Raw genomic sequence first — 11,981 nt, forward strand, 5'->3', positions numbered from 1 at the left:
ATACTGATAATGCTGATGTTATTCGCCACCGTGGCACTGGTCCATCTGGTTGCCCTGATGAGCCCCGGTCCCGATTTCTTTTTCGTGTCGCAAACCGCCGCCAGCCGTTCACGCAAAGAGGCGATGATGGGCGTGCTGGGTATTACGCTCGGGATCGTGGTCTGGGCCGGGGTCGCGCTGATGGGTCTGCATCTGATTCTGGAGAAAATGGCCTGGCTGCATCAGATCATTATGGTGGGCGGCGGCCTTTATCTGCTGTGGATGGGCTGGCAACTGATGTGTTCAGCGCGTCAGCGTCATAAACAGCCGCAGCAGGACGAGCCGGTGGTTGAACTGCCGAAGCGTGGCATGAGTTTTCTCAAGGGGCTGCTGACCAACCTGTCGAACCCTAAAGCGATCATCTACTTCGGCAGCGTATTTTCTCTGTTTGTCGGCGATGACGTCGGTGCAGCCGAGCGCTGGGGACTGTTCTTACTGATTATTGGCGAGACGTTTGCCTGGTTTGCGCTGGTTGCCGCTATCTTCGCGATGCCGTGGATGCGCAGCAAGTATCAGCGCCTGGCGAAGTGGGTCGATGGGATGGCGGGCGTACTGTTTGCCGGCTTTGGTATTCATCTGATCATCTCCCGCTAGGGCGGAAAACGCGCGGCCGGTTCATCACCAGGCCGCGCCGCCATCGCCAGCAGGCAGGGCGATGGCGTCTTCCCCGCAGGCTGGCCGGTCACTCAGGCAATGCGCCGCGCGCTGGCCAGCAGCGCCCCCACCGCCATAAACAGCCCGCCAAAAATTCGGTTCATCAGCTTCATCTGCTTCGGCCCTTTAATCCAGCCCGCAATGCGCGTCGCTAACGTGGCGTAGCCAATCATTACGATAATATCGACCACCACGGTGGTCACGCCCAGCACCAGGTACTGCATCAATAGCGGCTGATGCGGCTGGATGAACTGCGGAAACAGCGCGGCAAGAAAAACGATGCTTTTCGGGTTGGTCAGGTTAACCAGCACGGCGCGTTTGAACAGACGACGACGCGGCATCGCTTTGGCAACCGCATCAAGATCGATGCCGCCAGCCGATCGCCACTGCTGAATGCCAAGCCATACCAGATAGGCAGCGCCGGCCCATTTGAGAATTTCAAACGCCAGCAGCGACTGGGAGAACAGCGCACCCAGACCGATCCCGACCAGCACAATGTGCACGGCCAGCCCGACCTGCAAACCGGAGATCGAGGCAACCGCGCCGCGATAACCATGGCTGATGCCGGTACTCATAGTATTGATGGCGCCGGAACCGGGCGACAGGCTAAGAATTGTGGTGGTAAGCAGGTAGGTCAGCCACCATTCAATGGTCATGGGTTGCGCTCTCTTTAGCGGCGGAAATGTGACACAATACGCCAGAAATAAGCGCGGCGCTATGGCCGACATACAGCGTTAAAGACTCTTTTTTCCGGTCATCAGGGGGGCGAATGAATCAACACAAAGCCAGTTGGCTGCGACGAGAAAAAGCCTTTGCTGCCTTTGCGACCGGGCCACTGCTCGATTTCTGGCACCGGCGGGAAGAGCGTGAGTTTACCGGCGTCGGTAATCTCACTCTGCGTTACGTGCGCTTCACCTCACCGCAGCATAAGCGGGTGGTGCTGATTGTGCCCGGCCGCATTGAGAGCTATATAAAATATCCTGAGCTGGCGTACGATCTGTTCCACTGCGGTTTTGACGTGGTGATCCTCGATCATCGTGGTCAGGGCCGCTCCGATCGTCTGCTGGAAGATTCACACCGCGGCCACGTGGCAGAATTCGCGCATTACGTCGACGATCTGGAAACGCTCTACCTGAAAGAAATTGTCAGCGGCCACTATCAGCAGCGCTATGCGCTGGCCCACTCAATGGGCGGGGCTATTTTAACGCTGTTTCTGGCGCGACAGCCGCAGGCGTTTCATGCTGTTGCGCTGGTGGCACCGATGTTTGGTATCGCGCTACCGTTGCCTTCATTTCTGGCGCACCGCATCCTCGACTGGGCTGAGAAACGTCCGTCGCTGCGCGACGGTTACGCGCTGGGTACCGGACGCTGGCGGGCGCATCCGTTTGGCATTAACCGGCTGACGCACAGCGCCGAGCGTTATCGGCGCAGCCTGCGTTTTTATGCGGACGATCCGGCGATTCGCGTCGGTGGCCCGACTTATCATTGGGTGCGCGAAGGCATTCATGCCGGGCGCAACATTATCAGTCAGGCCGATAAAATCACCACGCCGCTGCTGCTGCTGCAGGCCAGCGACGATCAGGTGGTGGATAATCGTTCGCAGGATCTTTTTTGTGCCGCCATGGCGGCGGCGGGTCATCCGTGCGAAGGCAACAAACCGCGGGTGATCAACGGTGCGCGTCATGAGATCCTGTTCGAAAAAGACGACATGCGCGCCGAAGCGCTTAATGCAGTGATCGACTTTTTTTCATCGCATCGCTGACGTTCATTATCCGACTGGCCACGGCCAGCAGAATCAGATACCCGAGGTTTTCATGTACCACATCGTTGCATCCGATCTGGATGGCACGCTGCTTTCTCCCGAACATCGCCTGACGCCTTTTGCGCGTGAAACGCTGCAACAGCTGGTGGCAAAAGATATTCACTTCGTTTTCGCCACCGGTCGCCATCATATTGATGTCGGACAGATGCGTGACAGCCTGGCTATCCCGGCGTATATGATCACCTCAAACGGCGCGCGGGTACATAACGCCCAGGGGGAGCTGGTGTTCAGCCATAATCTGGATGAAGACATCGCTAACGACCTGTTTGGTCTGCAGTATCATCACAGCGATATTCTGACCCACGTCTACCGTGATGATGAGTGGTTTGTCAGCCGTTCACGTCCCGCTGAGCAGGACTATTTCCGTGAATCGGTATTCAACTATCAGGTATATGAACCGGGTTTGTTGCCGACGGATAACATCAGTAAGGTCTTTTTTACCTGCGAAGATCCTGAGCATCTGATCCCGATGGAGCAGGCGATTGAAGCGCGCTGGGGCGATCGGGTCAACGTCAGTTTTTCACTGCCTACCTGCCTTGAAGTGATGGCGGGCGGCGTATCGAAGGGACATGCACTGGAAGCCGTGGCGAAGCAACTGGGCCATACGCTGCATAATTGCATCGCCTTTGGCGACGGCATGAATGATGTTGAGATGCTGAGCATGGCGGGTAAAGGGTTCATCATGGACAACGCCCACCAGCGGCTGAAAGACCGGTTGCCAGCGCTGGAAGTGATCGGTTCAAATGCCGACGATGCGGTGCCGCAGACGCTGCGTAATCTCTACCTTTCCTGATAATGCAGCGCGAAAAAAGGGCCGGTTAACCGGCCCTTTTTCATTGCCGTCAGAGCAGTTTTTGTTTGTGTTTGTGCTCGCTGACCATGGTGAGTAACAGCAGGATCACCGCCAGTACACAGCCAGCAATCATCACCAGGAAGCCGCCGTCCCAGCCAAAGTAGTCGACGGTATAGCCGACAATGGCGCTGGCCGCGACGGAACCGCCCAGATAACCAAACAGACCGGTAAAGCCCGCAGCGGTGCCGGCGGCCTTCTTCGGTGCCAGTTCCAGCGCGTGCAGACCAATCAGCATCACCGGGCCGTAAATCAGGAAGCCAATCACGATCATACAGGCCATATCAACGCCGGGATTGCCCGCCGGGTTCAGCCAGTAAATCACGGTGGCGATGGTGACCAGCGTCATAAAGAACACCCCGGTCGCGCCACGGTTACCCCGGAACACTTTGTCCGACATCCAGCCACACAACAGCGTTCCCGGAATGCCGGCATACTCATACAGGAAGTAGGCCCAGGAGGACTTATCCAGTGTGAAGTGCTTCACCTCTTTCAGGTAGGTCGGTGACCAGTCCAGAATGCCGTAGCGCAGCAGGTAGACAAACACGTTTGCCAGGGCGATGTACCACAGCAGTTTATTGGGCAGTACATATTTCATGAAGATCTGCTTAGCCGTCAGCTCTTCTTCATGGCTGGCATCGTAATCCGGCGGATAGTCGTTTTTGTATTCTTCAATCGGCGGCAGACCACAGGACTGCGGTGTGTCGCGCATCAGGGCAAAGGCGATGAACGCCACCAGGATGGCACCAAAGGCCGGCATGTAGAGCGCCGCTTTCCAGTCGTTGAACCACGCCATACCGAGCAGAAACAGCAGTGGCGGCAGGCCGCCGCCGACGTTATGGGCGCAGTTCCACACCGAGACAATGCTGCCGCGCTCCTTCTGTGACCACCAGTGCACCATGGTCCGTCCGCACGGTGGCCAGCCCATTCCCTGGAACCAGCCACAGATAAACAGCAGCACGAACATCACCATGATGCTGGAGGTGGCCCACGGCACAAATCCCATAAATAGCATCACCGCAGCGGCCAGGATCAGCCCGGCCGGTAAAAAGACGCGCGGATTCGAGCGATCGGAAACTGAGCCCATGATGAATTTTGAGAAGCCGTAGGCGATGGAAATGCCTGACAGGGCGAAGCCGAGGTCGCCACGTGAAAAGCCTTGCTCCACCAGATACGGCATGGCAAGCGCAAAGTTTTTTCTGACCAGATAGTAGGCGGCGTAGCCGAAAAAGATCCCGATGAAAATTTGCCAGCGCAGGCGACGGTAGAGCGGATCAACGCGATCCGCGGCCACCTGCGGCTGACGGGGTGCAGGTTTAAAAATACTCAGCATCAGTGAGGCCCTCCAGGGCACTTTATGGTTTTTACATTCCCAGTGGTTGGGTCAAAAAAAGACAAGAAGAAAATGGCGGCGTGATGTTCCATTTCGCGCAAAGAATAAAAGTAGTGACGCGACGTTACTGTGATGTGTGACACATTTGTTACACTTTTATTACAGTTAAGAGCGATAGTGATCATCATATGGTTTATTTCGCGCATTTTGCACGGCAGGCGGGCGTAAAAAGAGAAGGTGATGCTAACGGGCAATAATGAAGCTATCGCCGGATGAATTTGTTTGGCTGGTAAGTGACCAGATGTAAACCAGATAGTGCAGCCGCCCGGCAGCACATTGTTTACACTGTCGCTCTGTTAATTTCGGGGTCGTTACCGTGTTCTTATTGATCATTACCACTATTCTGTGGGCTTTTTCGTTTAGCCTGATTGGCGAATATCTTGCCGGTCAGGTGGACAGCTGGTTCTCCGTGCTGATGCGACTGGCGCTGGCCGCGCTGGTCTTTTTGCCGTTCCTGCGCTGGCGCGGCTATCGCCCCTCAACGCTGCTGCTCTATATGCTGGTAGGGATGTTGCAATTAGGGGTGATGTACCTGCTGAGTTTTGAAGCCTACCTCTACCTCAGCGTGTCTGAGTTCCTGCTGTTTACGGTGATGACGCCGCTTTATGTCACTCTGATTTATGATCTGATCAGTCGCCGTCCGCTGCGGGTCGGCTATATCTTCAGCGCCCTGCTGGCGGTGGCGGGTGCGGCCATCATTCGCTATGACAAAGTCAGCGATAACTTCTGGACTGGCCTGTTGCTGGTGCAGCTGGCAAACATCTGCTTTGCTGCCGGTATGGTGGGCTATAAGCGCCTGCAGGAGACCCGTCCGATGCCGCAGCACACCGCCTTCTCCTGGTTCTATCTGGGCGCGGTGGCGATCGCGGTAATCGCCTGGTTTGCCTGGGGCAATCCGCAGAAATTACCCACCACCTCGCTGCAGTGGGGCATTCTGGTGTGGCTGGGCGTGGCCGCTTCGGGCCTGGGCTACTTTATGTGGAACTATGGTGCGACCCAGGTCGATGCCGGCACGCTTGGCATCATGAACAACATGCACGTGCCTGCTGGCCTGCTGGTTAACCTGGCCATCTGGCAGGAGAAACCGCACTGGCCGAGCTTTATTGCGGGCGCGCTGGTGATCCTCGCCTCGCTGTGGGTGCATAAGCGCTGGGTGGTGGGGCGCGGTGACCGATCATAAACAGGGCTGTTGCATGGGGGCGGCCTCCCGGGCTGGCGCGTCCGATCGCGAAGGAATCTCACATCCCTGTGGATCGTCCGGGCCAGGGATGGCGAGGCCGTGCTGCATGGATGCAGGCTTTCTTTGCGATCAGGTGCGCCACTGCTGACCACGCAGGTACCCGAAGCGATCGGCAACAGAAGTTAAGCTGGCTTTCCACTCTTCGGACGCTGGATCATCGCCAGCCCTTTCAGGAAGTTGCGCAGAATCTGATCACCGCATTCGCGATAGTTCTTATGGTCAGGCTTGCGGAAAATTGCACCGATTTCCGCCTGCGAAACGGTAAAGTTCACGCGCTTCAGTACCTCAGGAATATCGGTGGTTTTCAGATCAAAGGCGATGCGCAACTTCTTCATAAAGATATTGTTATTCATCTTGCGCTCAATCGACGGGGCGGGCATCTCTTCGCTTTTACCGCGACGGTAGAAGATCAGGCCATTCAGGAAATAACCCATCAGCACATCGGGGCAGGGACGGAACGCCGCATCTTCATCTTTTTTCAGCCACGCCTGAATATCCGTCTGTGGGACTTCACACTGCGCCAGCGCAAAAATTTCCACCATTTTGGCATCGCTCAGATCGAGCATGTAGCGCACGCTGCGCAGAATATCGTTGTTAGTCATGGTGAGATCTTCTCATGGTCAGTCGACAGGCTGCGCATTATAGGGGATTTTGCCCACCGCCGCGCAGGTTTGTAGCCGCCGACTTAACGCTGCAATATCGCACCGGGCTGTAGCGCATCGCGGACAAAAGGCAGATGTTCACAGGCATGCTGACGGGCAAAGCGGATAAAGGCTTCCAGCACCGGCTGACGCTGCTCGCCATCGCGCACCGCGGCATAAAGACGGCTCCACAGCCCGTCACCCAGCGTTTTGGTCACCACCAGTCCCTGCTTCTCAAAACTCTCTACCACCCAGTGTGGCAGCGCGGCAATGCCCATACGAGCAGAGACCATCTGAATCATCAGCAGGGTGTTATCCACGTTTTTCAGCGCCGGGCTGACGCCGGCCGGTTGCAGAAAGTGACGCCAGATATCAAGGCGCTGACGCTGCACCGGATAGATCATCAGCACCTCATCGGCCAGATCCTCAGGGGCAATATGTTCAACCTGCGCCAGCGGGTGATCCGGTGCCAGCACCAGCCGAACTTCAAAATCAAACATCGGCGAATAGAACAGCCCGGAGCGTGCCAGGATGTCGGAGGTCAGCACCACATCCAGCTCGCCCTGCTGCAGCGCAGGCTGAGGATCAAAGGTGACGCCTGATTTGAAATCCATCACCACCTGCGGCCAGCTCTGACGGAAATTATCCAGCGCCGGCGTCAGCCACTGGATGCAGCTATGGCACTCAATCGCCACCCGCAGAGTGGTCTGCTGCGGCTCATGACAGGCCTGCAATGCTTGCTGAATCTGCGGCAGCACCTGTTCGGCCAGCTGCAGCAGGATGTCGCCCTGTGGCGTGAAGCGCAGCGGCTGACTTTTACGCACGAACAGGCGGAATCCCAGCCGCTGTTCCAGATCGCTGAACTGGTGGGACAACGCCGATTGCGTCTGATGAAGCTGGGATGCCGCCGCCGCCAGCGAACCCGTATTACGCAGAGCCTGAAGCGTCCGCAGGTGCTTGAGTTCGATCATGAGAGTCCTTCATATCGAAAATGAACATATTGCGCTTGAGGAACATACAGTACCCGCAGATTATAGCGGTGTAAACATCTGGACGGCTAAACATCTTTGGCTGTCAGCCAAAGTGAAAGATTATCTGGAGAACAGCGAATGACAATTCTCAACCATACCCTTGGTTTTCCGCGTATTGGCCTGCGCCGCGAACTGAAAAAAGCTCAGGAAAGCTACTGGGCTGGTCACTGCAGCCAGCAGGAATTACTGGCGGTGGGCCGTGAGCTGCGTGCGCGTCACTGGCAACAACAGAAAGAAGCGGGAGTCGATCTGCTGCCGGTGGGTGACTTTGCCTGGTACGATCACGTGCTGACCACCAGCCTGATGCTGGGCAACGTGCCGGCACGTCATCAGAACAAAGAGGGTTCGGTTGATCTGGATACGCTGTTCCGTCTGGGTCGAGGCCGCGCGCCAACCGGCGAACCCGCGGCGGCGGCGGAAATGACCAAGTGGTTTAACACCAACTATCACTACATAGTGCCTGAGTTTACGCTGGGCCAGACTTTCCGGCTGGCCTGGACCCAGTTGCTGGATGAAGTCGACGAGGCGCTGGCGCTGGGCCACAACATCAAGCCGGTGCTGCTGGGGCCGGTGACTTATCTGTGGCTGGGTAAGGTCAAAGGGGAATCATTTGACCGTCTGTCGCTGCTGAAAGCGATCCTGCCGGTTTACCAGCAGGTGCTGGCCGAGCTGGCAAAACGCGATATCGAATGGGTGCAGATTGATGAACCCGCGCTGGCGCTGGAGCTGCCGCAGGCGTGGCGTGAGGCGTTTAAGCCCGCCTACGATGCACTGCAGGGACAGAGCAAACTGCTGCTCACCAGCTATTTCGACAGTATCAGTCAGAACATAGAGGTAATTCGCCAGCTGCCGGTGCAGGGGCTGCATGTCGATCTGGTGCATGGCCGGGATGATATTCAGCAACTGAATGAGCAATTGCCGGCCAGCTGGCTGCTGTCGCTGGGGGTAATCAACGGGCGTAACGTCTGGCGCGCCGATCTGAGCCGCTGGTTTGAGCGCCTGCAGCCGCTGATCGCGCAGCGTGCGCAGCTGTGGATCGGCTCCTCCTGCTCGCTGCTGCACAGCCCTATCGATCTGAGCGTTGAGAGCCGGCTGGATGAGGAAGTGAAAAGCTGGTTCGCCTTCGCGCTGCAGAAATGTACCGAACTTTCGCTGCTGACCCAGGCGCTCAACCACAACGATGCCGCGTCACTGGAGGTCTGGAGCGCGCCGGTTCGCGCCCGCGCTCACTCCAGTCGCGTTCATAACGCCGCGGTCGCTCAGCGCCTGCAGGCCATCACGCCACAGGACAGCGAACGTCGCAGCCGCTACAGCGAGCGGGCTAAAGCACAGCGCCAGCGCTTTAATCTGCCCGCCTGGCCGACCACCACCATTGGCTCTTTCCCACAAACCCCGGAGATTCGTGGCCTGCGCCTCGATTTCAAACAGGGTCGTCTCGACAGCAATCACTACCGCACCGGCATCGCTGAACATATCAAACAGGCGATTACAGAGCAGGAGCGGCTGGGGCTGGATGTGCTGGTGCACGGCGAAGCGGAACGTAACGATATGGTTGAATACTTTGGCGAGCATCTGGATGGTTTTGTTTTCACTCAGAACGGCTGGGTACAGAGCTATGGCTCACGCTGCGTAAAACCGCCGGTGATTATTGGCGACGTCAGCCGGCCGGAAGCGATCACCGTTGAGTGGGCGAAGTATGCTCAGTCGCTGACGGACAAACCGGTGAAAGGGATGCTGACCGGTCCGGTGACCATTCTCTGCTGGTCATTCCCGCGTGAAGATGTGTCACGTGAAACCATCGCAAAACAGATTGCACTGGCGCTGCGTGATGAAGTGGCCGATCTGGAAAAAGCCGGCATTGGCATTATTCAGATTGATGAACCGGCGCTGCGCGAAGGGCTGCCGCTGCATCAGTCCGACTGGGCTGCCTATCTGAACTGGGCAGTCGAGGCATTCCGCCTGAATGCCGCTGTGGCGCAGGATGACACCCAGATCCACACCCATATGTGTTACTGCGAGTTTAACGACATCATGGATTCCATTGCTGCGCTGGATGCCGATGTGATTACCATTGAAACCTCGCGCTCTGACATGGAGCTGCTGGCGTCGTTTGAACACTTTGACTATCCGAATGAAATTGGCCCGGGCGTCTACGACATTCACTCGCCTAACGTACCGGAGGTCGAGTGGATTGAAGCGCTGTTACTGAAAGCGGCGAAGCGTATTGCGCCGCACCGGCTGTGGGTGAATCCGGACTGCGGGCTGAAAACGCGTGGCTGGACCGAAACGCGGCTGGCGCTGGCAAATATGGTCACTGCGGCAAAAAATCTGCGGGCTAAAACGGTGTAAACGGGCGACAGGCGGGGAAGGGGAAATAATCGGGGCGCGCAGGCGCCCCTTTTTCGCTTACTGTGAGGCTACGCCATACTGCCTGAACCAGGCCAGCATCCGCGCCCAGCCATCGCTGGCTGATTCAGCATGATAGCTCGGACGATAGTCAGCATTAAACGCATGCCCGGCGTCGGGATAGACGATGATTTCGGCGGTGGCATTGGCAGCGTGCAGTGCCTGACGCATCTGCTCAACGCTCTCCAGCGGAATGCCCTCATCCTGACCGCCGTATAAGCCTAATACCGGGGCGCTCAGATCGACGGCGACATCTATCGGGTGTTTCTGCTGCTTCATGGTCCGATCGCCGGTCAGTCGTCCATACCAGGCGACTGCGGCACGCAGCTGTGGATTGTGCGCTGCATAGAGCCAGCTGATGCGGCCGCCCCAGCAGAACCCGGTAATGCCCATCCGCCGGATATCCCCGCCGTTACGCGCCGCCCAGTTGGCGGCATGATCAAGATCGGACAGCACCTGGCTGTCGGGCACCTTACTCACCAGCTCGCTGAATAACGTTGGAATATCGTGGTAATCGTTGGGATCGCCTTCACGGAAGTAGAGTTCCGGAGCGATGGCCAGATAGCCTTCCAGCGCCAGCCGACGGCAGATATCACGAATGTGCTCATGCACCCCGAAAATTTCCTGAACCACCAGCACCACCGGCAGCGGACCCTCTGCCGATTTTGGTCGGGCAAAAAACGCGGGCATATTTTCGCCCTGGCTTGGCACTGAGGTCTCACCCGACTGAATCGCCGGACTGTCGGTAATAATGGTGGTGGAGGCGGTCGGCTGAACGGCAGGCGCAAAGGTTCCTGCCGCGGCTTTTTGTGTCATATTATCACTGGTTTTCATTATTCTCTCCGTGCAAGCAATTGCGCAATCACGTAACTATAGCCTGGCCGGAAACGGTGCGAGCCAGACGTCGGGTAACAGAGTCAGCAGCGGACAATATCACCCACCTCTTTAACACTGCGATGAACCCGACACAGCCCCGCCGACCGCAATGACGGCAAATCCGATGTGATAATGTGATGATCATCACATTGTTTTTAGTGAAAAATGTAACTTTCATTTTCTTAAGTGAATGTTGTCACATATTTATCGGGCGTGCTGACGTAGAGTGACGCGCTACCTTCCCTTAACAGGAGTCTGAAATGACACAGTCTGACGTTTTCCATCTTGGCCTGACTAAAGCCGATCTGCAGGGCGCCACCCTGGCGATTGTGCCCGGCGATCCGGAGCGCGTGAAGAAAATTGCCGGACTGATGGAGGATGCCACGCATCTGGCCTCACACCGTGAATTCACCAGCTGGCTGGCAAAACTCGACGGTAAGCCGGTGGTGGTCTGTTCAACCGGCATCGGCGGTCCTTCTACCTCGATTGCGGTTGAGGAACTGGCACAGCTTGGCGTGCGCACTTTCCTGCGCGTTGGCACCACCGGCGCTATCCAGCCACACATCAACGTTGGCGATGTGCTGGTAACTACCGGTTCCGTGCGTCTCGACGGTGCCAGCCTGCATTTCGCACCGATGGAGTTTCCGGCAGTGGCCGACTTTGCCTGTACCACGGCGTTGGTGGCGGCGGCAGAAGCCTGTGGCGCAAAAACCCATATCGGCATTACCGCCTCTTCTGACACCTTCTATCCGGGACAGGAACGCTACGACACCTTCTCTGGTCGGGTGGTGAATCGCTTCCAGGGATCGATGAAAGAGTGGCAGGCGATGGGCGTACTCAACTATGAGATGGAATCCGCTACACTGTTAACTATGTGCGCCAGCCAGGGCCTGCGCGCCGGCATGGTGGCTGGTGTGATCGTTAACCGCACCCAGAAAGAGATCCCGGATGCGGTGACGATGAAACAGACCGAGAGCGATGCGGTAAAAATTGTGGTTGAAGCGGCACGCCGCTTGTTATAACCCTCAC

Annotated in this window: 11 protein-coding genes; 6 read left to right on the top strand and 5 right to left on the bottom strand. The window is 57.1% G+C overall.

What is annotated here, in order from left to right:
- The first annotated feature begins 9 nt into the window (after positions 1 to 9).
- Positions 10 to 633, top strand: coding sequence for a threonine export protein RhtC (gene rhtC, locus AC6I8D_RS00815; RefSeq protein ID WP_312054734.1), 624 nt, complete (start codon positions 10 to 12; stop codon positions 631 to 633).
- A 92-nt stretch (positions 634 to 725) separates the two neighbouring features.
- On the opposite strand, the gene rhtB is transcribed toward rhtC, so the two are convergent.
- Entirely contained in the window at positions 726 to 1,349 is a 624-nt protein-coding gene (gene rhtB / locus AC6I8D_RS00820) for a homoserine/homoserine lactone efflux protein (RefSeq protein WP_312054733.1), read from the bottom strand.
- Between the two features lie 113 nt (positions 1,350 to 1,462).
- On the opposite strand from rhtB, the gene pldB reads away from it, so the two are divergent.
- Both pldB and yigL read left to right on the top strand, forming a co-directional pair.
- Positions 1,463 to 2,455, top strand: a complete 993-nt coding sequence (gene pldB, locus AC6I8D_RS00825; protein ID WP_312759246.1) for a lysophospholipase L2 — start codon at positions 1,463 to 1,465, stop codon at positions 2,453 to 2,455.
- A gap of 52 nt (positions 2,456 to 2,507) precedes the next feature.
- On the top strand, positions 2,508 to 3,308 hold the full coding sequence (yigL, locus tag AC6I8D_RS00830; protein ID WP_312054731.1) for a sugar/pyridoxal phosphate phosphatase YigL: 801 nt from the start codon (positions 2,508 to 2,510) through the stop codon (positions 3,306 to 3,308).
- A 49-nt stretch (positions 3,309 to 3,357) separates the two neighbouring features.
- On the opposite strand, the gene glpT is transcribed toward yigL, so the two are convergent.
- Entirely contained in the window at positions 3,358 to 4,698 is a 1,341-nt protein-coding gene (glpT, locus tag AC6I8D_RS00835; protein ID WP_312054730.1) for a glycerol-3-phosphate transporter, read from the bottom strand.
- A gap of 376 nt (positions 4,699 to 5,074) precedes the next feature.
- Between glpT and AC6I8D_RS00840 the strand changes: the two genes are divergently transcribed.
- On the top strand, positions 5,075 to 5,938 hold the full coding sequence (locus AC6I8D_RS00840) for a carboxylate/amino acid/amine transporter (protein WP_312054728.1): 864 nt from the start codon (positions 5,075 to 5,077) through the stop codon (positions 5,936 to 5,938).
- A 182-nt stretch (positions 5,939 to 6,120) separates the two neighbouring features.
- On the opposite strand, the gene AC6I8D_RS00845 is transcribed toward AC6I8D_RS00840, so the two are convergent.
- Positions 6,121 to 6,600, bottom strand: coding sequence for a YehS family protein (locus AC6I8D_RS00845; protein WP_312054726.1), 480 nt, complete (start codon positions 6,598 to 6,600; stop codon positions 6,121 to 6,123).
- Between the two features lie 83 nt (positions 6,601 to 6,683).
- Positions 6,684 to 7,610, bottom strand: coding sequence for an HTH-type transcriptional regulator MetR (metR, locus tag AC6I8D_RS00850; protein WP_031375025.1), 927 nt, complete (start codon positions 7,608 to 7,610; stop codon positions 6,684 to 6,686).
- 138 nt (positions 7,611 to 7,748) lie between these two features.
- On the opposite strand from metR, the gene metE reads away from it, so the two are divergent.
- On the top strand, positions 7,749 to 10,019 hold the full coding sequence (gene metE, locus AC6I8D_RS00855; protein ID WP_312054723.1) for a 5-methyltetrahydropteroyltriglutamate--homocysteine S-methyltransferase: 2,271 nt from the start codon (positions 7,749 to 7,751) through the stop codon (positions 10,017 to 10,019).
- 57 nt (positions 10,020 to 10,076) lie between these two features.
- Here metE and AC6I8D_RS00860 read toward each other — a convergent pair whose 3' ends face one another.
- Positions 10,077 to 10,910 (bottom strand): dienelactone hydrolase family protein, encoded by an 834-nt coding sequence (locus AC6I8D_RS00860; protein WP_497819518.1) that lies wholly within the window; start codon positions 10,908 to 10,910, stop codon positions 10,077 to 10,079.
- Positions 10,911 to 11,212: 302 nt separating this feature from the next.
- Between AC6I8D_RS00860 and udp the strand changes: the two genes are divergently transcribed.
- Complete coding sequence (gene udp, locus AC6I8D_RS00865; protein WP_497819519.1) at positions 11,213 to 11,974, top strand: uridine phosphorylase; 762 nt, start codon at positions 11,213 to 11,215, stop codon at positions 11,972 to 11,974.
- The last annotated feature ends 7 nt before the right edge of the window (positions 11,975 to 11,981 follow it).

The sequence above is a fragment of the Pantoea sp. X-Soil-MYKO-1785 genome (assembly GCF_059730675.1).